The following is a 25,638-nucleotide window of genomic DNA, read 5'->3' as shown; positions in this document are numbered from 1 at the left end:
CGGCCATGCGCGGTGGACCTTCGGTGCTCGGAATCGTACTGGCGGGTGGAGAGGGCAAGCGCCTGATGCCGCTCACCGCGGACCGGGCCAAACCTGCTGTGACGTTCGGCGGTACGTACCGCCTCGTCGACTTCGTCCTGTCCAATCTGGTGAACGGTGACATTTTGCGCAACTGCGTGCTGACGCAGTACAAGTCGCACTCGCTGGACCGCCATGTGACCACCACCTGGCGCATGTCCAGCCTTCTCGGGAACTACATCACGCCCGTCCCCGCCCAGCAGCGGCTCGGGCCGCGCTGGTACCTGGGCAGCGCGGACGCCATCCTCCAGTCCCTCAACCTCGTCCACGACGAACAGCCCGACTACATCGCGGTGTTCGGCGCCGACCATGTGTACCGGATGGACCCGCGCCAGATGCTCCAGCAGCACATCGAGAACGGCGCGGGTGTCACCGTCGCCGGGATCAGGGTGCCGCGCGCGGAGGCGTCGTCGTTCGGGGTCATCACCCCCGCGTCGGACGGCGTGCAGGTCGAAGGGTTCCTGGAGAAGCCGGCCGCCCCGCCGGGGCTGCCGGACGACCCCGGGAAGGTCTTCGCCTCGATGGGCAACTACCTGTTCACCACCAAGGTCCTGGTCGACGCGCTGCACCGGGACGCCGAGAACGAGGACTCGGTGCACGACATGGGAGGCTCCATCCTGCCGATGCTCACCGAGCAGGGCATGGCCCAGGTCTACGACTTCAGCGACAACCGGGTACCCGGCGAGACGCCGCGCGAGCACGGCTACTGGCGCGATGTGGGCACCCTCGACTCGTACTACGACGCCCACATGGATCTGATCTCGCGCCACCCGGCGTTCAGTCTCGACAACCGGAAGTGGCCCATCTACACCCACCCCGGCCAGCTGCCGCCCGCGCGCTTCGTGTCCGGCGGCATCGCGAGCGAGTCGATCGTCAGCCCCGGCTGCGTCATCCGGGGCCAGGTGACCCGGTCCGTCCTCTCCCCGGGGGTGGTGGTCGCCGAGGGCGCGGTGGTGCAGGGATCCGTCCTGCACGACAACGTGACGATCGGGCGCGGGGCGGTGGTGCGCGGCTCGATCCTCGACAAGAACGTGGACGTACCGGCCGGCGCGACCGTCGGCGTCAACCCCGGCCGGGACCAGGAGCTGTACACCGTGTCCCCGAACGGGATCATCGCGCTCGGCAAGGGCCGGCTGGTGGTCTGAGGAGGCGTACGGCCACGGGGCGCCCGGCGGTACCGGGCGCCCCGTGCGGAGTCGCGGAGTCGTGGACCAGCGGCGTCGCGGCGTCGTGGAGTTCACGGTCGGAGCATGCGGAGTTCACGGTCAGAGCATCCGGCGCCGCCGTCCCAGCCAGGTCTGGGCGATGACCACCACCGCGAGGAACGCGCCGCTGACGACCTGCTGGTACGCCGAGTCGAGCGAGCCGATCTGATTGATCACGTTCTGGATGACCTTCAGCAGCAGCACCCCCACCAGGGAACCGCTGATGAAGCCGAAACCGCCCGTCAGCAGCGTCCCGCCGATGACCACGGCGGAGATCGCCTCCAGCTCCATCCCGCCGCCGAGGATGGTCACCCCGGACACCAGCCAGGCCGCGTTGAGCGCACCGGCGAGCCCCGCGCAGAGCCCGGACAGCGTGTACACGGCGATCTTCGTACGGGCCACCGGGGCGCCCATCAGCGCCGCCGCGTCCTCGTTGCCGCCGACCGCGTACACGTACTGGCCGAACCGGCTGCGGCGCAGGACGACCGCGCCCAGCACGAAGAGCGCCACCGTGATCCACACCGGCAGCCCGATACCGAGCAGCTTGTCCTGCCCGAGTCCGGCGAAGACGGACTTCTCGTCCACCAGATAGGTGGTCGAGCCCTCGTCGGTCACCGACAGCAGGACGCCGCGTGCCAGCAGCATCGCGGCGAGCGTGACGATGAACGGCGCGAGCCGCGCCCGCGCGACCAGCAACCCGTTGACCAGGCCGATCAGCCCGCACACGGCGAGCGGGAGGAGCAGGGCCACGACCGTGCCGTACCGCGATCCCCACGCGGCGAGCACCCCGCCGAGTGCGAACAGCGACCCCACCGAGAGATCGATCCCGCCGGTGATGATCACGAAGGTCATGCCGAGGGCGACCACCGCGAGGAACGCCGAGGAGAGCGCCATGTTCTCCAGGTTGTCGCCGGTCAGGAAGGTGTCGAAGCCGGCCGACGCGGCGATCGCCACCAGGACGAGCGTGACGAGCGCGCCGTGCTGCTGGGCGAGCGCGCTGAAGAGCTCCGCCCGGCTCGCGCCGAGCGGTTCGTCCTTCACCGGCGCCGCCTCCGCCCGCCTGGTCTCTCCGGTCTCCACCGTGGTCACCGCTTCCCCCGTTCCCGTGCCGCGTAGACCGCGAGCACGATCACCACGGCCTGGGCGATCTGCGTCCAGGACGGCGGCAGATCGTGCTTGATGAGCGTGGCGGTCAGCAGTTGGATGAGTACCGCGCCCGCCACCGTCCCGCCGATCCGGATCCGGCCACCGCTCAGCGGTGTACCGCCGACCACCACCGCGGTGATCGCGGACAGTTCCATCAGCGTGCCGAGCGAGGTCGGGTCGCTCGCCTGGAGCCGGGCCGTGGCCAGCACGCCCGCGATCGCGGCGAGCACGCCCGAACCGACATAGACGAGGATCAGCACCCGGCGCACCGGGAGGCCCGCCAGTCGCGCCGCCGGGCGGCTGTCGCCGATCGCGAGCAACTGCCGGCCGAAGGTGGTGCGCCGTACGGTGAAACCGACGGCGAGCGCCAGCGCGGCCGCGATCAGCACCAGATACGGGACACCGAGCAGATCGCCGGAACCGAGCGAGGCCATGCCCGGGTCCCGTACGTCCTTCAGCTGGGGGAGCAGGACCAGCGCGATGCCGCGCCCCGCGACCATCAGGGCCAGCGTGGCCACGATGGGCTGGACACCGATGAACGCGATCAGCGAGCCGTTGGCGAGGCCGACGACGGCTCCGCCGACGACGGCCGCGACGAGCGCGATCCATGGCCCGTAGCCGAGATACAGCGACAGCAGCGATGTCGACAGCGCCATCACCGAGCCGACCGACAGGTCGACGCCCTCGCTGCCGATGGCCAGCGCCATCCCGAGCGCCACGATGAGGACGGGCGCGACCTGTACGGCCTGCGTACGGAAGTTCTCGGCGGACAGGAAGTGCGGGGTGAAGGCGGCATTGCCCAGCAGCAGTACGGCGACGCCGGCGTAGACGCCGTACTCCTGGAGGAGCCTCAGCAGCCGCGTCCGGTCGGCCGGTGCGCGCCCGATCGCCAGGTCAGTCATGATCGCTCCCGCTCACCGCAGTGCTGTCCCCGGTGCCTCGCGCAGCGCCTTCGGTGCCCTTCACCGGGCCTTCCGTGCCCTTCACCGGGCCTTCCACCGGGCCTTCCGCTTCGGCGGCGATCGCGCGCAGCAGCCGGTCCTCCGTCACGTCGGTCCCGGTCAGCTCCGCCACCACCGCGCCGTCCTTCAGGACCACGACCCGGTCGGCCCCCTCGATCAGTTCCTCCATGTCGGACGAGATCAGCAGCACCCCGAGCCCCTCACCGGCCAGTTCGTCGATCAGGGCCTGCACCTCGGCCTTGGCGCCGACATCGATGCCCCGGGTCGGCTCGTCGAGGAGCAGCACCTTGGGCCGCATCGCGAGCCAGCGGGCGAGCAGCACCTTCTGCTGATTGCCCCCGGACAGCTCGCCGACCTTCTGGTGCGGCCCCGACGCCTTGATCCGCAGCCGTGTCATGAAGGTGTCCACGACCCGGTCGATCCGGGCGTCGTCGACCAGACCGAAGCGGGAGAGCCCGGGCAGGGCGGCCAGCGCGATGTTCTCGCGTACGGACAGGCCGGGCACGATGCCCTCGGCCTTGCGGTCCTCGGGCAGCAGGCTGATCCCGGCCCTGATCGCGGCGGGCGTGGAGCCGGTACGTACCGGAACGCCGGCCACCAGCACCCGGCCCGAGTCCGGCGGCAGCGCCCCGGCGATGGCTTTGGCGGTCTCGCTGCGACCCGAGCCGAGCAGCCCGCCGAGCCCCACCACCTCGCCGGGCCGCACCCGCACCGACACGTCGTGCAGGACGTGACGTACCGTCAAGTGCTCTGCTTCCAGGATCGGTTCGCCACCGGTCTCGTGCTCGCCGGTGAACTTGGTGAGCCCTTCGCCGCGTACCTCGCCCATCTCCCGGCCGAGCATCAGCGACACCAGCCGCAGCCGTTCCAACTCGGCGATCGGGCCCGTGTGGACCCGCTTGCCGTCACGGAGCACCGTGACCGTGTCGCAGACCTCGTACAGCTCGTCGAGCCGGTGGCTGACATAGACCACCGCGATCCCGCGCTCCTTGAGCATCCGGATCACGCCGAACAGGGTGCGCACCTCGCGCGGTTCGAGCGACGACGTCGGCTCGTCCATGATGACCACGCGCGCGTCCACCGACACGGCCCGCGCGAGAGCCACCATCTGCTGCGCGCCCACGCCCAGCGAACGCAGCGGACGCTTCACGTCGACCCGCAGCCCCAGCGTGCGGAGCGCGTCCGCCGCCTCGCGGTGCATCCGGCGGAAGTCGATCAGGCCGAGCCGGCCCCGGGGTTCGCGTCCCAGGAAGAGGTTGCGGGCCACGCTCATCAGCGGGACGAGATTGACCTCCTGGTAGATGGTGGAGATCCCGGCGTGCTGTGCCTCCAGCGGGGTGCTGAAGCGGACGGGCCGCCCGGCGTGGACGATCTCTCCCTCGTCGGGCCGGTACACCCCGGTGAGCAGCTTGATGAGGGTGGACTTCCCGGCGCCGTTCTCCCCGATGAGGGCGTGCACCTCACCGGGGCCGACCGCGAAGTCCACACCGTCCAGCGCCCGGGCGCCCGGGAAGGACTTCGTCAGTCCGGTGGCGGACAGCACGTCAGTAGGCCTTGCCCAGGTCGGACTCGGCGTTCGACCCGGTGTAGGCGCTGTCCTGGATGACGATGTCCTGGGAGACCTCCTTGCCCTGGGTGAAGCTGTCCAGGGTCTGGAAGGCGAGCGGGCCGAAGCGCGGGTTCGACTCGATGACCCCGGAGATCCAGCCGTCCACGATCCCCTGCACGGCGTTGCGGGTGCCGTCGACCGTCACGATTTTGACGGCGCCGGCCTTCTTGCCCGCGCCCTTCAGGGCGTTGACGGCGCCGAGCCCCATCTCGTCGTTCTCGGCGTAGACGCCGGTGATGCCGGGCTTCGACTGGATGAGCTGTTCGGTGACGCTCTGGCCCTTCTCCCGGGCGAACTCACCGGTCTGCTCGAAGACCACCTTCAGCCCGGGGGCCTTGGCCTGGAGCTGGTCCTTGAAGCCCTTGGTGCGCTCGGTCGTGACGTTGTTGCCGGCCGAGCCGAGCAGGATGGCCACCTCGCCCTTGCCGCCGGTCGCCTCGATCATCTGGTCCGCCGCGCGCTTGCCCTGCTCGATGAAGTCCGAGCCGATGAAGCTCACATAGTCCTTGCAGGCGGTCGCGTTGATCTTCCGGTCGACGGTGACGATCGGGATCTTCCGCTTCGCCGCCGTACGCAGCACCGGCCCCCAGCCGTCGGAGTTGAGCGGCGCGATCACCAGCAGGTCGGCGCCCTTGGCGATCAGGTCCTGGACGTCGCTGATCTGCTTGGAGAACTGCGACTGCGCGTTGGCGGTGAGGAGCTTGACGCCCCGCTTCTCCGCCTCCGCCTTGAGGGACGCGGTCTCGGCGATCCGGAAGGGGTTGGCCTCCTTCTCGGACTGCGAGAAACCGACGGTCGCGGAGGAGAGGTCGATCTTCTTGCCGCCGAACTGCTCGACGGTGCAGGTCTTGTCGTTCCCGGCGCTGGGGGAGGCGACGACCTGGCCCGCGTCATCCCCGGCGGAGGCGCCCTTGTCGCCGGAGGCGGCGTCCTCGGACTTCGCGCATCCGGCGAGGGCGAGCGCGGCGACCAGGCTCGCGGCGAGCACGGTCGTGGTGGTGGTGGTGCGGCGGGCGGCGGTGGTACGGCGGACGGCGATGGTGCGGCGGCGTGCTGAAGACTTCATGCGGAACCCCATCTTGGCGCGGCCCCGGCGCCCAGGGCGCTCACGGGAGATCGGCTCGTACGGTCTGCTGCGGTCGTTCGGAACGGTTTTTACATCGTTGTACGAATCCTGTAAAGGGCTCTGGCCAGAACGGCTCGCACCGTCGGGGTCAGCACCTGCCGATCGTGGACTCCCGCTCCACCAGCCGGAAATCCGCGCGGAGTTCACGCGCACCGCCGGTCCCGGCCGTCTCCGCCGTGCCCAGCAGCCGTTCCACGACCGACTGCACGGCGAGGCGCGCGATGGTCTGTTTGTCGGGCGAGATCGTGGTCAGGGTCACGCTGCCGTAGCGGCCCTCGGTGATGTCGTCGAAGCCCACCACCGCGACGTCCTCGGGCACCCGCAGCCCCCGCTCGGAGAGCACCCGCATCGCGCCGATGGCGATCAGGTCGTTGTACGCGAAGACCGCGTCCGGGGCGGCGCCGGAGTCCAGCAGGCGGCTCATCGCGGCCGCGCCGTCCGCGTGGTCCCAGCCGCCCGTCGGTGCGACCAGGGAGTCCGGCGCCGCCAGCCCGGCCGCCGTCAGCTCCGCCCGCCAGCCGCGCAGGCGCAGGTGGGAGGGCTCGTTGACGCGATCGGTACGGGCGCCGAGGAAGGCGATCCGCGACCGGCCCAGATCCAGCAGATGCCGCACCGCCGCCCGGGCCGCCGCGACGTTGTCGATCGCGATGTGGTCGTACGGCAGGTCGTACTCCCGCTCGCCCAGCAGCACCAGCGGCGCGTCGTGGTCGCGGCCCCGCAGATCCTCCGTCTCCAGCTCGATCGGGCTCAGGATCAGCCCGTCGATGACCCGCGCCCGGAAACCCTGGCTGACCAGGATCTCCCGCTCGCGACGGCCCCCGGTGTGGTCCAGCAGCACGGTGTACTCGTGCTCGGCGGCCACATCGATCACCGCGCCCGCCAGCTCCGCGAAGTACGGGTTGCCCAGCTCGGGCACGGCCAGCGCGATGATGCCCGTACGGCCCTTGCGCAGATGGCGGGCCGTCAGATTCGGCCGGTACCCCAGCTCGTCGATCGCCTGCTGGACCCGCGTCCGCATCGCCGGTGTGACATGCCGGTAGTTGTTGACCACGTTCGAAACGGTCTTGATCGAGACGCCCGCGCGTTCCGCGACGTCCTTGAGGCTGACGGTCACCGCACTCCCCTCCGGAGCCGGCCCGAGAGCCCGCCCCCTGTCCCATTTGTACAACGTTATACACGGTCCCGGATCGGTGCCGGACCGGGCTCTGTCATGACCCTGGACAGCAAGCGGAACGGCATGCTGTCATGCCAACTGCCGTTCCTTCCAACGTTGTACAGATTGCCGCGACGAGCCGCCACCCCACAGCAGCCCGGAGGATTTGTGCGTATCCGAAAAAAGCTGGCCCTCATGCTCGCCGCCGTCCTGGGAGTCGCCGGGCTCACCGCCGCCCCGGCCGCCTCGGCCGTGGACGAACCGGCCGGGGCCCACGGCCTCAAAGGCGAGTACTACACCCAGTCCGCCCCCGGCGCCTTCGACTTCGACCAGCTGAAGGCCACCGGATTCGACCCGTCCATCGACTTCGGCTCCCTGGAGGCGCGGCTCGCCGCCGCCACCGGGCAGGCCGACGACGTCAGCGTGCGGTGGACCGGGAAGGTCGTGCCGGAGACCACCGGTGCGCACACCTTCTCGATGATCGGCGACAACGGGTTCCGGCTCTGGATCGACGGCAAACCGGTCATCGACCACTGGGTCGACGACTGGGAGAAGGAACAGACCTCCCAGCCGGTCGAACTGACCGCGGGCACGGCCTACGACCTGAAGATCGAGTTCTTCGAGCACGAGGGAGGCTCCAACCTCCATCTCCGGTGGACCGAGCCGGGCGCCGCCGAGAAGCCGGTCCCGCAGTCCGCCTTCCGGCTGCCCGACGGCTTCGCGTACGACGGCGCCATCGCCGCCACCGTCCTGAAGGACGGCCGTAGCCTCAAGCTCGACTTCGCCCAGAAGCTCGCGCCCCCGCCGGCCGATGTCGCCGGCCACCTCGAAGCCGTCATCGGCGGCGCCGCGTGGCCCCTGGGCGCGGTCAAGCGCGACCGGACCGACGCACGCAGCCTCACCGTCGCACTGAAGGAGCCCGTCGTCGGCAAGAAGGGCGGCGGAGCCGCCGGTCTCGCCGATGTCCGCTACGACGGCGCGGGCGGCCTGACCGGCCAGGACGGCAAGGCGGTCGGTCCCTTCTGGTCCAGCGGCCCCAACGACTCCACGTACGAACTGCGCACCCCCTGGGCCGACGATGTCAGCGCGACCGACGCGCACCCCGAGTACCCCCGGCCGCAGCTGACCCGCGACGCCTGGCGGAACCTCAACGGCTCCTGGCAGTTCGCCGCCGCGAAGGCGGGCGACAAGCCGCCGGTCGGCACCACACTCGGCGAGAAGATCCTCGTTCCCTACCCGGTGGAGTCCCAGCTCTCCGGTCTCGAACGGCACGAGGACCGGATGTGGTACCGCCGCGCCTTCACCGTGCCCGCCGACTGGCACGTCGGCGACCGCGGCGGCGACGGCAAGCGGCTCAAGCTCAACTTCGACGCCGTCGACTGGCGGGCCGAGGTGTACGTCAACGGCACCAAGGTCACCGAACACGAGGGCGGTTACGACCGGTTCAGCGCCGACGTCACCGACGCCCTGAAGCCCGGCCGCACCCAGGAACTGATCGTCGGCGTCTACGACCCGACCGACGCCGAGGACGGCGAGAACCCGCCGGTCGGCAAGCAGCGCCTGGACCCCAGCGGCATCTGGTACACCCCGTCGTCCGGCATCTGGCAGACGGTCTGGATGGAACCGGTCGCGCCCGACCACGCGGACTCCCTCACGCTCACCCCCGACGTGCCGGGCGGGAAGCTCGCCGTCGAGGTACCCGGGCTGCGGGACGGGGTGCCCGTCACGGCCACCGCGTACGACGGCAAGCGCAAGGTCGGCACGGCCACCGGCAGCGGCTCCGCCCCGCTCAGCGTGCCCGTCCGCGACCCGCACCTGTGGTCGCCGGACGATCCGCACCTGTACCGGCTGGAGGTGACGGCCGGAAAGGACAAGGTCGGCAGCTACTTCGGCATGCGCTCCATCGCCGTCGAGACCATCGACGGAAAGCCGCGCACGGTGCTCAACGGCAAGCCCGTCTTCATGATGGCCACCCTCGACCAGGGCTTCTGGCCCGACGGCCTGCACACCGCCCCGACCGACGAGGCGCTCGCCTACGACCTCAAGGAGCACAAGAAGCTCGGCTACAACTCCGTCCGCAAGCACATCAAGGTCGAACCCGACCGGTGGTTCTTCTGGGCGGACCGGCTCGGCCTGCTCGTCTGGCAGGACATGCCGGCCATGAACACCGTCGAACCGGACGCCGCCGCCCGCGCCGAGTACGAGCGCGAGATGAAGGAGATCATCGACGAGCACCGCAACAGCCCCTCGGTGGTCATGTGGGTGACCTTCAACGAGGGCTGGGGCCAGTACGACCAGGCCCGGATCGCCGATCAGGCCAAGTCCTGGGACCCGACCCGGCTGGTGAACAACATGAGCGGCCTGAACTGCTGCGGCGCGGTGGACGGCGGCAACGGCGACATCGCCGACGCACACGGCTATCCGAGTCCGCTGCTGCCCGAGCCGGACGGTGAACGGGCCCTGGTCAGCGGCGAGTACGGCGGACTCGGGCTCGCGATACCCGGCCACGCCTGGAGCGTGCAGATGACCTACGTGGCGGTCGACCAGGCCGCGTACACCGACGATTACCTCGGGCTGCTCGACACCGTCCGGGCGCTCGCCTGCCGGGGTGGAAACGGCGCCGTCTACACCCAGATCACCGATGTGGAAGGCGAGTTGAACGGTCTGGTCACCTACGACCGCAGGATCGTCAAACCCGACGTGCGGCGGCTGAAGGCGGCGCACGACGCGCTGATCCGCGATGCCTCGGATCCGGCCTCGATGGCGTGCGCGAGCTTCTGACGCGCACCCGGCGCGCACCCGGCCGGGAGTCCTGATCCGGCCGATGTCCCCGGTCCGCCCCTCCCCGGGCGGACCGGGGACTCGCGCGTTCCCCGGGTCCGGCCCCGGCGACGGATCGTTGCCGCTCGATGAACGCCGTGTGACCCCGGGAATAGGAGCCCGAAGATCCGCCTTTCATCTGCTGTCGCCCGGGGCGGCGACCGATGCACCGGCCAGATCGAGGAGTCCCATGCCCAAGGCGTACGTCTACACCCGGCACGGCGGTCCGGACACCGAGTCCTTCGTCGAACAGCCCGCGCCGGAGCCCGGCCCCGGCCAACTGCTCATCGCCGTCCGCGCGGCCGGCGTCAACCCCGTCGACTGGAAGCTGCGCGACGGCTACCTCCGGCCGGGCGCCGCACCCACCGAGCTGCCGGCCGTGTTCGGCAACGAGGCCGCCGGGACGGTCGAGAAGACCGGCCCCGGGGTCGAGGGCTTCGCCGTCGGGGACGCCGTCTTCGGCTCGACCCTCACCGGCGGGTACGCGGAGTACACCCTGCTGCCCGCCGCCGTCACCGCGCACAAGCCGGACGCGGTCTCCTTCACCGACGCGGCCGCGCTGCCCGTCGCGGCGGCGACCGCGTACGACGCCGTACGCCAGGCCGCTCTGCCGGCCGGCGCCACCCTGCTGATCATCGGCGCGGGCGGCGGAGTCGGCGTCGCGGCCGCCCAGATCGCCCGCGCCACGGGCCTGCGGGTCATCGGCACGGCGAGCACGGGCAAGAGGGAGTTCGTCGAGTCCCTCGGCGTGACCCACGTACCCCCGGGTCCCGGTCTGGCGGAGCGGGTACGGGCCGCCGCGCCCGACGGCGTCGACGCCGTCCTCGACCTCGTCGGCGGCGCCGACCTCGAAGCCGCCGCCACGCTCCTGGCCGACCGCACGAAACTGATCAGCGCGGGCGACCGGGGCAGGGTGGTGAAACTCGGCGGTGCGGCGGTCGTACGGCTGCGCACGGCAGCCGTCCTCGACGACGTCGCACGGCTCGTCGTGAGCGGCGCGCTGAACCCGTACGTGACCCGGACGTTCCCGCTGGAGCGGGCGGCCGAGGCCCTGCGCGCGGTGGAGGAAGGGCACGCCCTCGGAAAGACCGTGATCGAGGTCGGCGCATGAGCCTGCGAGACCCGCTGCCGCTCGACACGGCGGCCCGCCCCCAGGCGGCGACCCCGCTCGGCGCCCCCACGGCGGCGCACCCGCTCGACAACCCCGCCCGCTCCGCGCTGACCGGGCCGCACGCCCACTTCGCCGAGCGGAGAGGCCGGCTGCTGCGCTACCCGACCGACGTGTCACCGTGGCTGGCCCTGCCCGACGACCCGACCGACGCGGACTGGGCCGACGCCGCCGCCCTCCTCGGACCCGGCGGATCCTTCGCGCTCGCCGGATACCGCGTTCCGCCGCCCGACGACTGGGAGATCACCTTCCGCGCCGAGGGCCTCCAGTTCGTCGACGCCGGGCTGGCCGCGAAACCGGACGAGGAGGCGGTGCGCCTCACCCCCGCCGATGTGCCGGAGATGCTCGACCTGGTCGAACGCACCCGGCCCGGACCGTTCTTCCCGCGCACGATCGAGATGGGCACGTACCTCGGCATCCGCCGCGGCGGTGCGCTGGTCGCGATGGCCGGGGAACGGATGCGCCCGCCGGGCCACACCGAGATCAGCGCCGTCTGCACCGCCCCCGAGTTCCGGGGCCAGGGGCTGGCCGCGCGGCTCGTCCTGGCCGTCGCCGACGGTATCCGCGCCCGAGGCGATACGCCGTTCCTGCACGCCGCCGCCGACAACACCAGCGCCATCAGGCTCTACGAGTCGCTGGGCTTCCGGCAGCGCCGTGTGACGTCCTTCCTGGGCGTCCGCCTTCCCGAGGCGGCGAACCGGCCCGGCGGGACCGTATAAGATATTGGCATTTTGTTGACCCCGAGCGTGTCGGTATGCTCCTGAGCTGCCCTGATCCGTGGGGATGGCCGCAGCAGCGGGTCAAGCCCGCCGGGGGACCCCGGCGTACGAGTGATCGAGGAACGGCAACACGATGACGGTGACAGACGACAGCCCGGCGTACGGCGACAGCCCGTCGTACGGCGAGAGCCCGTCGTACGAGAACGGCCAGGTGAACGAGGACGGCCAGGCGTACGGTCCCGGCATCGACCCCGAGCGCATGGCCGTCGTCCTCGGCGTGCTCGGCGAACTCGACAAGCTCGACGTCGACCACCCCGACGCCATCACGGTCCGGCGGGCCACCGCCGGTGTCTACCGGACCGTGAAGCAGCGCCGCCGCCAGGACCGCAGGGCCGCCAAGACCGCCCACGACAAGGCCGTCACCGAGGCCACCGCCACCGGCTCCGCCGAGCGCATCGACGACGAGACGCAGGGCCTGCTGCCGTCCTCCTCGGCCGCCGGGGAGATCGCGGGCATACTCCAGCGCCCCCGCTCCTGCTACATCTGCAAGAGCCGCTACGTCGAGGTCGACGCCTTCTACCACCAGCTCTGCCAGGCGTGCGCGGCCGAGAACCGCGCCCGCAGGGACGCTCGTACGGATCTCACGGGCCGGCGCGCGCTGCTCACCGGCGGCCGCGCCAAGATCGGTATGTACATCGCGCTGCGGCTGCTGCGCGACGGCGCGCACACCACCATCACCACCCGCTTCCCCGGTGACGCCATCCGCCGCTTCAAGGCGATGGAGGACAGCGACGAGTGGATCCACCGCCTCAAGATCGTCGGCATCGATCTGCGGGACCCGGCGCAGGTCGTCGCGCTCGCCGACTCCGTCGCCGCCGAGGGGCCGCTGGACATCCTGATCAACAACGCCGCGCAGACGGTACGCCGCTCCCCGGGGGCTTACAGCGAACTCCTCGCGGCCGAGAGCGCGCCCCTGCCCGCCGGTGAACTGCCCTCCTCGCAGGTCATCGGAGCCTTCGGCAGCGGCGCCCAGGCCGTCCTTCCGGCCGTCGGAGCCGAGGCGCTGAGCGCCTCGGACGTCACCGGCCTCGCCCTGCTCGGCGGTTCGGCCTCGCTCGCCAGGATCGAAGCGGGCACGGCGATCGACGCGGGCGGTCTCGTACCCGACCTGCACGACACCAACAGCTGGGTGCAGACGGTCTCCGAGGTCGACCCGGTCGAGCTGCTGGAAGTACAGCTCTGCAACTCCACCGCCCCGTTCATCCTGATCAGCCGGCTCCGCGCGGCGATGGCCGCGGCCGGGGCCGGGGCCGAGCGCGCCTACGTGGTGAACGTCTCCGCCATGGAGGGCGTCTTCGGCCGGGGCTACAAGGGCGCGGGGCATCCGCACACCAACATGGCCAAGGCCGCGCTGAACATGCTCACGCGCACCAGCGCCCAGGAGATGTTCGAGTCCGACCGCATCCTGATGACGGCCGTCGACACCGGCTGGATCACCGACGAGCGCCCCCATCCGGACAAGATGCGCCTGGCCGACGAGGGCTTCCACGCCCCGCTCGACCTGATCGACGGCGCGGCGCGCGTATACGATCCGATCGTGCGCGGTGAGAGCGGCGAGGACCTCTACGGCTGCTTCCTCAAGGACTACAAGCCCGCCAACTGGTAATCGGCCGGATGGCCGGAATATCACCCGGAGGTCGGCCCTATCGAGCGGGTCGACGCTCATCTGGTTACTCTGGTGCGCACGGACGGCCAAGCAGGGGATACACCATCCCCACGGCCGTGCGGGGACAGGGCCCCTACCACGGCCGCGGTCCCGCCCGAGTAACGGCGCCACCGCGACGGAACTGCCCTGTCCAGTGTTGCGCGACACAGAGGAGTGCGCGGTGACCCAAGATCTGACGACCCACGAACAACGACCTGCGGACCACGGCGAGCGGACCCGCAGGCCCGACAAGCTCGGCAACCTCGAAGTGTGGGCCAGGTCGGCCCCCATCAGGCTGGCCGGCTACGAAGACGACCTGGCGGAGCCGCACATCCTGCCCGGTATCGACTGAACGGCACCGACCGACCGGTGCCGTTCGGGACGTCCCGTACCCCTGCTGTCCTGGGGGTGCGGGACGCTTTCGTGCCGGACGCTTTCGTGCCGGACGCTTTCGTGCGGGACGTTTTCGTGCCGGACGCTTCCGTGCCGGACACGGCTTCATGGCGTGCCGCCCCGGCCGGGCGCGGGACACCGGCGGCGTAGTGCGCGCGGACGGGGAGGCGCGGCGCCGGGCGGGGGCCGGGCCGGCCGGGTCGTGCCGCCCCGGTCGGCCGCGCCCCGGTCGGCGCGCTCCCGCTGACCAGCGCGGACACCGCACACCTCCACGCGGCTCGACCGCGTTCACGGCGCCCGCCGAGCCCCTGCCGTCGCCGGACCGCGCCCGGGTCCCCGGTCCGCCGTCCCCGGTCCCGCTTGCGGGGCCCGGGGGGATCCGGCAGATATGGGGGGACATCTCTGGAATGAAGAGGCGGGAGATTCTGGTGCGCTCACCCAACCGTCGTCGGCTTGCCGCGCTGGCCGCACTGTCCGTGGGCATTCTGATCACGGCCGGCTGCGGCGGGGACGGCGCGGGCGAGGACGCCGTGCGCGCCAAGGAACTCTTCCTCCAGCGGGCCGCCGACCCTGGCCCCGACCCGTTCACCCCCTCGACGGCCAAAGCCCCGCCGGCCGACCGGACTTCGCCGCCGGGAGCGCGGGCCGGCTCCCCCGCCGGGCAGCGGGCACGTGCCCTCCCGGGGTCGACGCCGGGGCTCTACGGCGGCGCCCGGTCCCTCTCCAGCTGCGATGGGGAACGCCAGGTCCGCTTCCTCACGGAGGACCGGACGAAGGCCCGGGCCTTCGCCCAGGGCGCGGGCATCAGCCAGGTCTCCGTCCCCGGCTTCCTGCGCGGGCTCACCCCCGTGTTCCTGCGGGCCGACACCCGGGTGACCAACTACGGCTATCGCGGCGGGAACGCCACCGCCTTCCAGTCGGTGCTCCAGGCCGGCACCGCCGTCATGGTGGACGGGCGCGGGTTGCCCAGACTGCGCTGCGCCGGCGGCAGCCCGCTGCGTCCGCCGGTCGCCGCCCAGGGCTCCGTGACGCACCGGGGGAAGCCGTGGGCCGGCTACCGGCCGGAGCGGGTGGTCGTCATCACCCGCACCACCGACTCCGTCAACAGTCTGATCATCTCCGACGCGGCCGACGGCACCTGGATCGAGCGCAACATCGGTACCGATGGCGACGAGGACGCGAATCCCGAGATCCTCCCGGCGTACGGCCCGGACGCCGACGTCACCGATGCGAACGTCGTGAAGCCGCCCGACGCCGCCTCCCGTACGTCCCCGGCGGGCCAGGAGCCCGCCGCCCCGGGGGAGCGGAGCGGTCCGGGCGATCCGGGCGGTTCCGTCCCGGGGGCGGACGCCGCACCGGCCGCCGACTGCCCGCCCCCGAGCGCCCAGGCGCCGGGATGCCCCGCGCCGGCGGGGGCCGGTGATACGGCCGGTGCCGCCTTCCAGCCCGACGGCGGGTCCGGTATCCAGCCCGACGCCCAGGAGGGAACAGCGGCCGACGAGCCCGTAACCGGTCCGGATCCGGCCGACGACGGGTCAGGACCCCTCCCCGACGGGGTACTCGAAGGACCGGCCCCCGCGATCTCCGACCAGGAGGGGGCAGTCGGCGACGAACCGGCCGGGTCCGACGCGCTTCAGGGCTGACCATGGCGCTCTCCGGGGGCGGAGCGCTCTCACGACCCGCGCGAACGGGACATGGACCACGTCGCGGCCTGCGCCTACCCGGGGGCCGGTCCGACTGAGCGGGGTGATGCGGCTGGTCCCGTGCGGCTGGTCCCGTGCGGCCGGTCCGGTGCGGCCGGTCCGGTGCGGCCGGTCCGGTGCGGCCGGTCCGGGTCGCGGTGGCAGCGGCGAGAGGGTCCGGCGCGAGTTCCTGTCCGGGAACGACCGTCACACTGAGCGGCATCCGTCGTTAAGGCACGTGAAGTGATCGTATGTGAACGTAGCTGACCGCAGACGATTGGAACCTCTTGACCACCGAGCTGCTGGCACCTCTCGATCTGGCTTTCTGGCACCTCGAATCCGCGGACCATCCCATGCACCTCGGCGCGCTCGCGGTCTTCTCCTCGGCACCCGGCTCGACGGACGCCCGGGGCGTGCTGGACCTGCTCGCCACGCGCGCCGCCGCCGTCCCCCGGCTGCGGATGCGGGTACGGGACGTCCTGCTGCCCGTGGGCGGCGCCGCCTGGATGGCCGACAAGGGCTTCGACGTACGCCGGCACGTGAGGTGGCTGCCGCTGGCCGAGGGCGACTTCGCCGCCGCGGCGGCGCGCCTCGCCGGAGAGCTGATGGAACGCCCGCTGGAACGCGGTATCCCGCCCTGGGAGATGTACGTGCTCACGCAGCCCGGCGCGGCCGGGGACGGGCCGGGGGAGGCCGGGCACCCGGCCGGCGGTGACGGGCCGGGCGGGGCAGGTGACGGCGGCCGGCCGTTCGCCGTCCTCGTCAAGCTGCACCACGCGCTCGCCGACGGGATGCGTGCCGTCTCCATCGGCGCGGGCATCTTCGACCAGATCGCCGACGCGCGCGCGGCCGGGGTCCGGCGGGTGCGCCCCGTCCCGCCCCGGTCCTGGCTGCCGGGCCCCTGGCAGGCCGCCGGGCTCACCAGGGACCGGCTCGGCGAGCTGGGCCGGGCGGTCGGCATCGGCGCCTCGGTCGTACGGGCCAGCCGGCTCGACCCGCGCGGCACCCCCGCCCTCACCGCCGGATCCAGCGGCACCCGGCGGTTCGCGACCGCCCTGCTCGATCTGGCGGACGTCCAGCGGATCCGCCGTGCCGCGGGCGGCACGGCCAACGATGTCCTCCTCGCGACCGTGGCCGGTGCGCTGCGGCGCTGGATGCTCGAACGCGGCGAGCCGCTGCCCCTCGCCCCGCCACGCGCCCTGGTGCCGGTCTCCCGGCGCCGTCCCGGCCGGTCTCCCGGCGCGGCGAACGATTTCTCCGCGTACCTCCTCGGCCTGCCGGTCGCCGAGGCCGAACCGGGCGCCCGGCTCACCGCCGTCCGGCGCGGCATGGACCGCAACAAGTCCGAGGGACCGGCGCGCGGAGCGGGCGCGGTCGCCCTGCTCGCGGCCCAGCTGCCGCCGCTCGCCCACCGGCTCGGGGCGCCGCTGGCCGGCGGTGCGGCGAGGATTCTCTTCGACATCCTGGTGACCAGCGTGCCGCTGCCGCGCTCCACGCTCTCGCTCGGCGGCTGCCCGCTGCGCGAGGTCTACCCGATGGCGCCGCTGGCACGCGGACAGTCCCTGGCCGTGGCGCTGTCCACGTACGGTGGACGGGTGCAGGTGGGTCTGGTCGCCGACGGCAAGGCGGTGCCGGACCTCGGCCGGCTGGCGGCTGCCATGACCGACGAGCTGGCGGAGTTGCTCCGTGTCTCCCGATCGACGTGCGAGCCCGCCGCGCCCTGCGAGGCCGGAGAGACCAGCGAGACCCAGGAGCCCGGAGAGACCCAGGAGCCCGGAGAGACCCGAGAGATCGGACAGCTCCTCCCCGAATAACCGGATATTGCTGCCACAGAGGTGTTGACGCCACCCAGTCATCCGATGAATATTCGTCGTGACCGGCGACGACGTGGTCGGTGACAGGATTTGGCAGCAGGACTTTGGGGAGGCGGCGGCGGTATGCGCCACACCACGCTCGGACGCGGTCCGGTCAGCGTGACCGAACTGTCCTTCGGGGCGGCCGGGATCGGAAATCTCTACACCCCGGTCGAACCCGACCGGGCCACGGCCGCGGTCGACGCCGCCTGGGACGCGGGCATCCGCTACTTCGACACCGCACCCCACTACGGCCTCGGGCTCTCCGAGCGGCGCCTCGGGGAAGCCCTGCGCACCAGGCCGCGCGGGGAGTTCACGGTGTCCACCAAGGTGGGCCGGCTGCTCGAACCCGTCCCCGGAGCGGGCGCCGGGACGACCGGCGACGACCTCGCCACCGGATTCGCCGTACCGGCCACCCACCGCCGCGTCTGGGACTTCAGCGCCGACGGCGTGCGCCGCTCCCTCGACGACAGTCTCGGGCGGCTCGGTCTCGACCGGATCGACGTCGTCTATCTGCACGATCCGGACGACCACGCGGACGAAGCCTTCCAGCAGGCCTATCCGGCCCTGGAGAAGCTGCGCGCCGAAGGGGTCGTGGGCGCGATCGGCGCCGGGATGAACCAGACCGCGATGCTCACCCGCTTCCTCCGCGACACCGACGTCGATGTCGTCCTGTGCGCGGGCCGCTTCACCCTCCTCGACCGGTCGGCACTCACCGAGCTGCTGCCCGAGGCCGCCGCGCGCGGCAGGAGCGTCGTCGTCGGCGGGGTCTTCAACTCCGGTCTGCTCGCCGACCCGCGCCCCGGCGCGACCTACGACTACACCGCCGCCCCGCCCGCCCTGCTCGACCGGGCCCTGCGCATGGACGCCGTCACCCGGCGGCACGGCGTCCCGCTGCGCGCCGCGGCCCTGCACTACCCCCTGCGCCATCCGGCCGTCGCCGGGGTCCTGGTCGGCACCCGCTCCGCAGCGGAGGTACGCGACGCTGCCGAGCTGGCCGCCCGTACGGTCCCCGAGGACCTCTGGGCCGAGCTGCGCGCCGAAGGACTGCTGACCGAGGACGGACTGTCATGAGAGTCGCCCTGCACACCAAGGTCCGCGCCGACCGTGTCGAGGAGTACGAGGCCGCGCACCGCGAGGTGCCCGCCGAACTCACCGCCGCGATCCGCGCCGCCGGCGCCTCCTCCTGGACGATCTGGCGCAGCGGCACCGATCTGTTCCACCTGCTGGAGTGCGAGGACTACGCACGCCTGCTGGCGGCACTGGACCAGCTCCCGGTCAACATCGCCTGGCAGGCCCGGATGGCCGAGCTGCTCGATGTCGTCCACGACTACTCCGAGGGCGGCGCCGGCGCCGGACTGCCCGCCGTCTGGGAGCTGTGACACCGGATGCCACCGCCGAGCGCACCGCCGGCCGTCGTCGACGCCCACCACCACATCTGGGACCTGTCCGTACGCGACCAGGACTGGATCACCGGCCCCGCCATGGCCCCTCTCCGCCGTGACTTCACCCTCGGCGACCTTGAGCCCGAGGCGCGCGCCGCCGGGGTCGCGGCCACCGTTCTCGTACAGACCGTCGGGGTCGCCGAGGAGACCCCCGAATTCCTCGCCGAGGCCGCCGGCAGCGACCTGGTCGCGGGCGTCGTCGGCTGGACCGACCTCACCGCGCCCGGAATCGCGGACACCCTCGCGGCGCTGCGCGCCCTGCCGGGCGGGGAGAAGCTGGTGGGCATCCGCCACCAGGTCCAGGGCGAGCCCGACCCGGAGTGGCTGCTGCGCCCCGAGGTACGGCGCGGCCTCGCCGCCGTCGCCGCCGCCGGTCTCGCGTACGACCTGGTGGTCCTCCCGCTCCAGCTGCCCGCCGCGGCCAGGGTGGCGCGACTGCTGCCGGAGCTGACGTTCGTCCTGGACCACCTGGGAAAACCACCGATAGCCGCCGGCGGGATGGAGCCCTGGGCCTGGCACGTACGGGCCCTGGCCGCCCGGCCCAACACCGTCTGCAAGCTCTCCGGGATGGTCACCGAGGCCGCCTGGGACTCCTGGACGGCCAACGGGCTGCGCCCGTACGCCGACACCGTGCTCGACGCCTTCGGTCCCGACCGGCTGATGTTCGGCTCCGACTGGCCGGTGTGCCGGCTGGCCGCCACGTACGGAGAAGTCCTCGACGCGGCCCGCACGGTGACCGACGCACTGAGCCAGGCCGAGCGCGCGGCGGTCTTCGCGGGCACCGCCCGGCGCGTCTACGCCCTCTGAACCAGGTCCTCCTGACCGTTTCCCGGCCGGAGCGCCCGGCGCACCGGCTCGGGAAACGGGTCCATGCCCAGCAGGGCGGCGACCGAGCCGGTGGCCAGCGCGTGCCAGGTGGCGGCCCGGCGCAGCATCGCGTGATCACCGCCCGACAGCAGCACGGCCCCGGCCTCGGCGCCCGCGTCCCGGGCGCGGGCGGCCAGTTCGACGCTGCCGCGCGGATCCGTGATCCGGTCGCGGTCGCCGTGCAGCAGCACCGCCCTGCGGCCCGCGAGCTGCCCCACCGGGTCGCCCGGCGGGCACCAGGAGGCCAGCCCCACCACGCCGGTGACCAGGTCGTGACCGGCGGCGGCCAGGGCGGCGCGGCCGCCCATCGAGTGGCCCACGAGGACCACCGGCACCGGTCCGATCAGCTGCGTGAGCTCGTCGAGCGCCCGGCGCGCGTCGCGGGCCGCGTCGGCACGGCCGCCGTTCCACCCCCGGTGCCGGTAGCGCACCCGCCCCACCACCACCTCATGGCCCTCCGTGGCCCGGAGCACCGCCCGGGTGAACGGCCGCATCCGCGCGCCCGGAAGATTCAGCCGGGTCGGCGGCTGCTCGCTCTCCGAGCGTCCGCCGTGCAGCAGCAGGACGGCGGCGCGGGGCCGCGCGGCCGTCCTGTCGAGGACCAGGGCGGGCTGGACGGCGGTTCGGCTGTCGCGTACGGACACGTGGGGTCTTCCTTCCGGCGGGTGCGGCACAGGGCGGGGCACGGGAGCGCCGCACCTCCACGGATGATTCGTAGCCGGGGCGGTCCCGGATGCCCCGCCCGGCGTCCCGGCTCCCACCGGCTTCGCCAGGCGGCCGTCCGGGGCCTGCGGCACGCTGGACGCATGCCCGAAGTACCCGAAGTCGAAGCGCTACGAGAGTTTCTCGGCGGACAGCTGGTGGGCAAGGAGATCGTCCGGGTCCTGCCCCTGACGATCAATGCCCTCAAGACCTATGATCCGCCGCTCTCCGCCCTGGAGGGCGCCACGGTCACCGCTGTCGCCCGGCGCGGCAAGTATCTCGACATCGTCGCCGGCGACGCCGGACTGCATCTCGCCGTCCATCTCGCCCGCGCGGGCTGGCTCCGCTGGAAGGACTCGTTCCCGGCGGATCCCCCGCGCCCGGGCAAGGGGCCGCTCGCCCTGCGGGTGGTGCTCGCCGGGGGCGACGGATTCGACCTGACGGAGGCGGGCACCACCAAACGGCTCGCCGTCCATCTCGTACGGGACCCGGCGCAGGTCCCCGGCATCGCGCGGCTGGGCCCCGATCCGCTGGACGAGTCCTTCGACCGCGCCGCGTTCGGCCGGCTGCTCGCCGGGGAACGGCGGCAGATCAAGGGCGCCCTGCGCGACCAGAGCCTCATCGCGGGGATCGGCAACGCCTACAGCGACGAGATCCTGCACGCCGCGAAGATGTCACCGTTCAAGCCCGTGAAGAACCTCACCGAGGAAGAGATCACGGTCCTGTACGACGCGATGATCAGCACCCTGCGCGAGGCCGTCGAACGCTCGCGCGGGGTGGCGGCGGGCCGGCTCAAGGCGGAGAAGAAGAGCGGACTGCGGGTGCACGGCCGTACCGGTGAGGCATGTCCGGTCTGCGGCGACACCATCCAGGAGGTCTCCTTCAGCGACTCCTCGCTCCAGTACTGCCCGACCTGCCAGACGGGCGGGAAACCACTCGCCGACCGCCGGCTGTCCCGGCTGCTGAAATAGGCCGGCCCGGGCCGGCGGCGTCCGCCCCGGGGCCCGCGGCCCCGAGCAGGATCTACACTCCGGCGTCATGCTGCGCGTACTGGCCGTGGACGACGAAGAACCGGCCCTCGAAGAGCTTCTCTACCTGCTCCGCGCCGACCCCCGGGTCGGCGGCGCCGAGGGCGCCACCGGCGCGACCGACGCGCTGCGCCGGATCGGCGCCGCGCTCGACGCGGGCCCCGACGACCCGGCCGCCGTCGATGTGGTCTTCCTCGACATCCACATGGCGGGGCTGACCGGGCTCGACGTCGCCCGGCTGCTCGCCGGCTTCGCCGAACCCCCGCTGATCGTCTTCGTCACCGCCCACGAGGGCTTCGCCGTCCAGGCGTTCGATCTGAAGGCCGTCGACTACGTCCTCAAACCGGTCCGCAGGGAGCGGCTCGCCGAAGCCGTCCGCCGGGTCGCCGAACTGGTGGGGGAGCGGGCACCGGTGCTCGATGTCGCCACCGACCAGATACCCGTCGAGCTGGGCGGGGTGACCCGCTTCGTCTCCGTCGACGACATCGCCTACGCCGAGGCCCAGGGCGATTACGCGAGGCTGCACACCGGTTCCGGCAGCCATCTGGTGCGGATCCCGCTCACCACCCTGGAGGAGCGCTGGCGGGCGCGCGGTTTCGTCCGGATCCACCGCCGCCACCTCGTCGCGCTGGGACGGATCGACGAACTGCGCCTGGACGCCGGCGCGATGAGTGTCCGGGTCGGTGACGCGGAACTGGCCGTCAGCCGGCGGCACGCCCGCGCCCTGCGGGATCTGCTGATGCGCGGGGCCGGGCGCTGACCAGGCGCCTGCCGGGGCGCTCGGCGGGCTGCGTACACTCCGGGCCGAGCACCGGTGCGGCCGAGGACGAGGAGACACGATGACGGGGGAGTCCACGTCCCGCCGGCCCGCGCCCCGGCGCGAGGTCGTCACCGGTGAGCCCCGGCGGGTGCGTCCGCTGCCCCGCTACCGCGCCCAGGCCGAGATCGACGAACAGACCGCCCTCGGCGACGCGTACGTCCGGTCCCTGATGCGCGGTCAACTGCGCGCCGGGCTGACCGCGTTCGCTGTCCTCGCGCTCGTCGCCGGCACCCTGCCGCTCGCCTTCGCCACCCTGCACGACGCGACGGCGGTCTGGATCGTGCTCGGCTTCGCCGCGTACCCGCTGCTGACCCTCCTCGCCTGGTGGTACGTACGGCGCGCGGAGGCCAACGAACGCGACTTCGCCCGGCTCGTGAGAGACCGGCCCGTGCCATGAGCGAGAGCTACCCGGTGGCGGCCGTCGCCATGGTCGTCCTCGCCACCGTCCTCCTCGGCGGCTTCGGCCTGCGGATATCCCGTACCACCTCCGACTTCTACGTCGCCTCCCGCACGGTCAGGCCCGCGCTCAACGCCGCCGCGATCAGCGGCGAATACCTCTCCGCCGCCTCCTTCCTCGGCATCGCGGGCCTGGTGCTGCTGCACGGACCCGACATGCTCTGGTACCCGGTCGGCTACACCGCCGGCTATGTGGTGCTGCTCGTCTTCGTGGCCGCGCCGCTGCGCCGCTCGGGGGCGTACACCCTTCCCGACTTCGCCGAGGGCCGGCTCGAATCCCGTCCGGTGCGCCGGCTCGTGAGCGTCTTCGTCGTCGGTGCGGGCTGGCTCTATCTGGTACCCCAACTCCAGGGCGCCGGACTGACGTTGAAGATCCTCACCGGGGCGCCCGACTGGTTCGGCGGGGTGCTCGTCGCGCTGGTCGTGGTCGTGGCGGTCGCGGCGGGCGGCATGCGCAGCGTGACCTTCGTCCAGGCGTTCCAGTACTGGCTCAAGCTCACCGCGCTGCTCGTTCCCGTGCTGTTCGTGCTGTTCGCCTGGCAGGGCGACGGCCGGCCGCATCTCGACCTGCACCACGATCCGGTGTCCGCCGCCGTCGGCCGCGGCGGCCACCCCCTCTACTCGACATACGGGCTGATCGTGGCGACCTTCCTCGGGACGATGGGCCTGCCCCATGTCGTCGTCCGCTTCTACACCAGCCCCCACGGCCGGGCCGCCCGCCGCACCACCGTCGTCGTGCTGGCCCTGATCGGCGCGTTCTACCTGCTGCCGCCGGTCTACGGCGTGCTGGCCAGGCTGTACGTCCCCGAGCTCCAGTACGGCACCGACGCGGACGCGGCCGTACTGCTGCTGCCGGTACGGGCGATCGGCGGACTCGGCGGGGATCTCCTCGGAGCGCTGGTCGTGGCCGGGGCCTTCGGGGCGTTCCTGTCCACCGCCTCCGGGCTCACCATGGCCGTCGCCGGGGTCCTCACCCAGGACGTCCTCCCGTCCCGGGGCGTACGGCATTTCCGGCTGGCCACCCCGCTCGCCATCGCCGTACCGCTCGGCGGCTCCCTGCTGGTCAGCGGGATCCCGGTGGCGGACTCCGTCGGCATGGCCTTCGCGGTCTCCGCCTCCTCCTTCTGCCCGCTGCTGGTCCTGGGCATCTGGTGGCGCCGGCTCACGCCGCCCGGCGCGGTCGCCGGGCTGCTGCTCGGCGGCGGCCTCGCGTTCGCCGCCACCCTGGTCACGGTGAGCGGCGCCGTACGCTCCGGCTGGCCGCACGCCCTGCTCGCCTGGCCCGCCGTCTGGACCGTCCCCGTCGGCTTCCTGGCGATGATCCTGGTGTCGCTGGCCACACGCGGCCGGATACCGCCCGGCACCAACGCCGCCATGACGCGCTTCCATCTGCCGGAGGCCCTGACCCCGCGCACCCGCGGCGGCCCGGGAGGGGGTGCGCGATGAGCGCCGCCGCCCTCGCCGCACTGATCGTGCTCGGCCCGCTGCTCCTCGCGGGCGGCTTCGTCCTCGGCCGCCGCACCGCGCGCCCCGAGCGCACCAGCGATGTCGGCACGCCCGTGGAGCACGCCACCTTCGAGACCCTGCACACCGCGTCCCTCGCCGCACCTCCCCTGCGGGCCGGCCTCACCGAGGAGAGCGCGCGCAAGGCGGCCCACCGGCTGCGCTCGCTCCTGGGCACCGACGCGCTCTGTCTCACCGACCGGGAGAGGGTCCTCGCCTGGGACGGGCGGGGCGACCACCACGGCCGGCACGTGATGGGCCACGTCCAGGGGCTGCTCGGCAGTGGGCGCCGGACGGCCTTCGCCGCGGGCTGCGGCGACCTGGACTGCCCGCTGCGCTGGGGCGTGGCGGCCCCGCTGACCGTCGACCACCGGGTGCTCGGCACCCTCGTCGCCTACGCCCCCCGCGAGTCGGCGGTGCTCGCCAGGGCGGCCGGGGAGGTCGCCCGCTGGGTCTCCGTCCAGTTGGAACTGGCCGAGCTGGACCACTCCCGCACCCGGCTGATCGAGGCCGAGATCAAGGCGCTGCGAGCCCAGATCTCGCCGCACTTCATCTTCAACTCCCTCGCCGCCATCGCCTCGTTCGTCCGCACCGACCCGGCGCGCGCCCGCGAACTGCTGCTGGAATTCGCTGACTTCACCCGCTACTCGTTCCGCAAACACGGCGACTTCACCACCCTGGCCGAGGAGCTGCACTCCATCGACCAGTATCTGGCGCTCGTACGGGCCCGCTTCGGCGAGCGGCTCTCGGTCACCCTGCAGGTCGCGCCCGAGGTCCTGCCGGTGGCACTGCCCTTCCTCTGTCTGCAGCCGCTGGTCGAGAACGCCGTCAAGCACGGCCTCGAAGGGGCCGTCACCACCAGCCGCATCACCATCAGCGCGCTGGACGCCGGTTCCGAGGCCGAGGTGGTGATCGAGGACGACGGCGTGGGGATGCGGCCGGAGCGGCTGCGGCAGATCCTGCGCGGCGAGGGCGGACCGTCCACCGGGATCGGACTGCTCAATGTGGACGAACGGCTGCGCCAGGTCTACGGGGACGCGTACGGCCTGGTCATCGAGACGGGGATCGGCGCCGGTACGAAGATCACGGTACGGATCCCCAAGTACCGCGCGGGTGTGCACGGCACCTGAGGGACGCACCCTGAGGGGGGTTCCGCGCGGTGATCCACGCGCACCGGAGCGGGCGGCCGGGGTGCGCG

Annotated in this window: 22 protein-coding genes; 16 read left to right on the top strand and 6 right to left on the bottom strand. The window is 72.5% G+C overall.

What is annotated here, in order from left to right; translation table 11 throughout:
- Positions 1–5 precede the first annotated feature (5 nt).
- A complete protein-coding gene (gene glgC / locus ACIBAE_RS14160; RefSeq protein WP_399284873.1) occupies positions 6–1,223 on the top strand; it encodes a glucose-1-phosphate adenylyltransferase in 1,218 nt (405 codons plus the stop codon).
- A gap of 120 nt (positions 1,224–1,343) precedes the next feature.
- Here glgC and ACIBAE_RS14155 read toward each other — a convergent pair whose 3' ends face one another.
- From ACIBAE_RS14155 to ACIBAE_RS14135, 5 genes are all read right to left on the bottom strand, one after another.
- On the bottom strand, positions 1,344–2,324 hold the full coding sequence (locus ACIBAE_RS14155) for an ABC transporter permease (RefSeq protein ID WP_399285054.1): 981 nt from the start codon (positions 2,322–2,324) through the stop codon (positions 1,344–1,346).
- Between the two features lie 44 nt (positions 2,325–2,368).
- Positions 2,369–3,331: an ABC transporter permease gene (locus ACIBAE_RS14150; RefSeq protein ID WP_399284872.1), complete on the bottom strand. Its 963-nt coding sequence runs from the start codon at positions 3,329–3,331 to the stop codon at positions 2,369–2,371.
- Entirely contained in the window at positions 3,324–4,934 is a 1,611-nt protein-coding gene (locus ACIBAE_RS14145) for a sugar ABC transporter ATP-binding protein (RefSeq protein ID WP_399284870.1), read from the bottom strand. Before ACIBAE_RS14145 ends, ACIBAE_RS14150 begins: the two co-directional genes overlap by 8 nt.
- Position 4,935: 1 nt before the next feature.
- On the bottom strand, positions 4,936–6,066 hold the full coding sequence (locus ACIBAE_RS14140; RefSeq protein ID WP_399284868.1) for an ABC transporter substrate-binding protein: 1,131 nt from the start codon (positions 6,064–6,066) through the stop codon (positions 4,936–4,938).
- A gap of 148 nt (positions 6,067–6,214) precedes the next feature.
- Positions 6,215–7,240, bottom strand: coding sequence for a LacI family DNA-binding transcriptional regulator (locus tag ACIBAE_RS14135; RefSeq protein WP_399284867.1), 1,026 nt, complete (start codon positions 7,238–7,240; stop codon positions 6,215–6,217).
- Between the two features lie 234 nt (positions 7,241–7,474).
- On the opposite strand from ACIBAE_RS14135, the gene ACIBAE_RS14130 reads away from it, so the two are divergent.
- The 10 genes from ACIBAE_RS14130 to ACIBAE_RS14085 all read left to right on the top strand — a co-directional run bounded on the left by ACIBAE_RS14130 (position 7,475) and on the right by ACIBAE_RS14085 (position 19,871).
- Positions 7,475–10,060: a PA14 domain-containing protein gene (locus ACIBAE_RS14130; protein ID WP_399285052.1), complete on the top strand. Its 2,586-nt coding sequence runs from the start codon at positions 7,475–7,477 to the stop codon at positions 10,058–10,060.
- A 229-nt stretch (positions 10,061–10,289) separates the two neighbouring features.
- The gene (locus tag ACIBAE_RS14125; RefSeq protein WP_399284866.1) at positions 10,290–11,210 is read left to right on the top strand and encodes an NADP-dependent oxidoreductase; all 921 of its coding nucleotides are present in this window, start codon (positions 10,290–10,292) and stop codon (positions 11,208–11,210) included.
- The gene (locus ACIBAE_RS14120; protein ID WP_399284865.1) at positions 11,207–11,986 is read left to right on the top strand and encodes a GNAT family N-acetyltransferase; all 780 of its coding nucleotides are present in this window, start codon (positions 11,207–11,209) and stop codon (positions 11,984–11,986) included. Before ACIBAE_RS14125 ends, ACIBAE_RS14120 begins: the two co-directional genes overlap by 4 nt.
- 259 nt (positions 11,987–12,245) lie before the next feature.
- On the top strand, positions 12,246–13,652 hold the full coding sequence (locus tag ACIBAE_RS14115) for an SDR family NAD(P)-dependent oxidoreductase (RefSeq protein WP_399285050.1): 1,407 nt from the start codon (positions 12,246–12,248) through the stop codon (positions 13,650–13,652).
- 220 nt (positions 13,653–13,872) lie between these two features.
- Complete coding sequence (locus ACIBAE_RS14110; protein ID WP_399284863.1) at positions 13,873–14,043, top strand: hypothetical protein; 171 nt, start codon at positions 13,873–13,875, stop codon at positions 14,041–14,043.
- Positions 14,044–14,512: 469 nt separating this feature from the next.
- Positions 14,513–15,727, top strand: coding sequence for a DUF6777 domain-containing protein (locus ACIBAE_RS14105; protein ID WP_399284861.1), 1,215 nt, complete (start codon positions 14,513–14,515; stop codon positions 15,725–15,727).
- A gap of 326 nt (positions 15,728–16,053) precedes the next feature.
- Positions 16,054–17,580, top strand: coding sequence for a wax ester/triacylglycerol synthase family O-acyltransferase (locus tag ACIBAE_RS14100; RefSeq protein WP_399284859.1), 1,527 nt, complete (start codon positions 16,054–16,056; stop codon positions 17,578–17,580).
- 123 nt (positions 17,581–17,703) lie between these two features.
- Positions 17,704–18,693 carry an aldo/keto reductase gene (locus tag ACIBAE_RS14095; RefSeq protein WP_399284858.1) on the top strand — a complete coding sequence of 330 codons (990 nt, stop codon included), beginning with the start codon at positions 17,704–17,706 and terminating at the stop codon, positions 18,691–18,693.
- Positions 18,690–19,001 (top strand): L-rhamnose mutarotase, encoded by a 312-nt coding sequence (locus ACIBAE_RS14090; RefSeq protein WP_399284857.1) that lies wholly within the window; start codon positions 18,690–18,692, stop codon positions 18,999–19,001. Before ACIBAE_RS14095 ends, ACIBAE_RS14090 begins: the two co-directional genes overlap by 4 nt.
- Before the next feature lie 6 nt (positions 19,002–19,007).
- On the top strand, positions 19,008–19,871 hold the full coding sequence (locus ACIBAE_RS14085; RefSeq protein ID WP_399284856.1) for an amidohydrolase family protein: 864 nt from the start codon (positions 19,008–19,010) through the stop codon (positions 19,869–19,871).
- Here the strand turns inward: ACIBAE_RS14085 and ACIBAE_RS14080 are convergent.
- Positions 19,859–20,575 carry an alpha/beta fold hydrolase gene (locus ACIBAE_RS14080; protein ID WP_399284854.1) on the bottom strand — a complete coding sequence of 239 codons (717 nt, stop codon included), beginning with the start codon at positions 20,573–20,575 and terminating at the stop codon, positions 19,859–19,861. The two genes, ACIBAE_RS14085 and ACIBAE_RS14080, sit on opposite strands and share 13 nt — an antisense overlap.
- A gap of 162 nt (positions 20,576–20,737) precedes the next feature.
- Between ACIBAE_RS14080 and ACIBAE_RS14075 the strand changes: the two genes are divergently transcribed.
- From ACIBAE_RS14075 to ACIBAE_RS14055, 5 genes are all read left to right on the top strand, one after another.
- Positions 20,738–21,604: an Fpg/Nei family DNA glycosylase gene (locus ACIBAE_RS14075; protein WP_399284852.1), complete on the top strand. Its 867-nt coding sequence runs from the start codon at positions 20,738–20,740 to the stop codon at positions 21,602–21,604.
- A gap of 67 nt (positions 21,605–21,671) precedes the next feature.
- Positions 21,672–22,421 carry a LytR/AlgR family response regulator transcription factor gene (locus tag ACIBAE_RS14070; RefSeq protein ID WP_399284850.1) on the top strand — a complete coding sequence of 250 codons (750 nt, stop codon included), beginning with the start codon at positions 21,672–21,674 and terminating at the stop codon, positions 22,419–22,421.
- A 148-nt stretch (positions 22,422–22,569) separates the two neighbouring features.
- On the top strand, positions 22,570–22,878 hold the full coding sequence (locus ACIBAE_RS14065) for a hypothetical protein (RefSeq protein WP_399285048.1): 309 nt from the start codon (positions 22,570–22,572) through the stop codon (positions 22,876–22,878).
- Positions 22,875–24,383 carry a cation acetate symporter gene (locus ACIBAE_RS14060; RefSeq protein WP_399284848.1) on the top strand — a complete coding sequence of 503 codons (1,509 nt, stop codon included), beginning with the start codon at positions 22,875–22,877 and terminating at the stop codon, positions 24,381–24,383. Before ACIBAE_RS14065 ends, ACIBAE_RS14060 begins: the two co-directional genes overlap by 4 nt.
- Complete coding sequence (locus ACIBAE_RS14055) at positions 24,380–25,570, top strand: sensor histidine kinase (RefSeq protein ID WP_399284846.1); 1,191 nt, start codon at positions 24,380–24,382, stop codon at positions 25,568–25,570. The genes ACIBAE_RS14060 and ACIBAE_RS14055 overlap by 4 nt, the downstream gene beginning before the upstream one ends.
- Positions 25,571–25,638 lie beyond the last annotated feature (68 nt).

This window comes from Streptomyces sp. NPDC051569 (assembly GCF_044454085.1).
Classification (GTDB): domain Bacteria; phylum Actinomycetota; class Actinomycetes; order Streptomycetales; family Streptomycetaceae; genus Streptomyces.
This window is presented reverse-complemented; position numbering and strand designations above follow the sequence as displayed.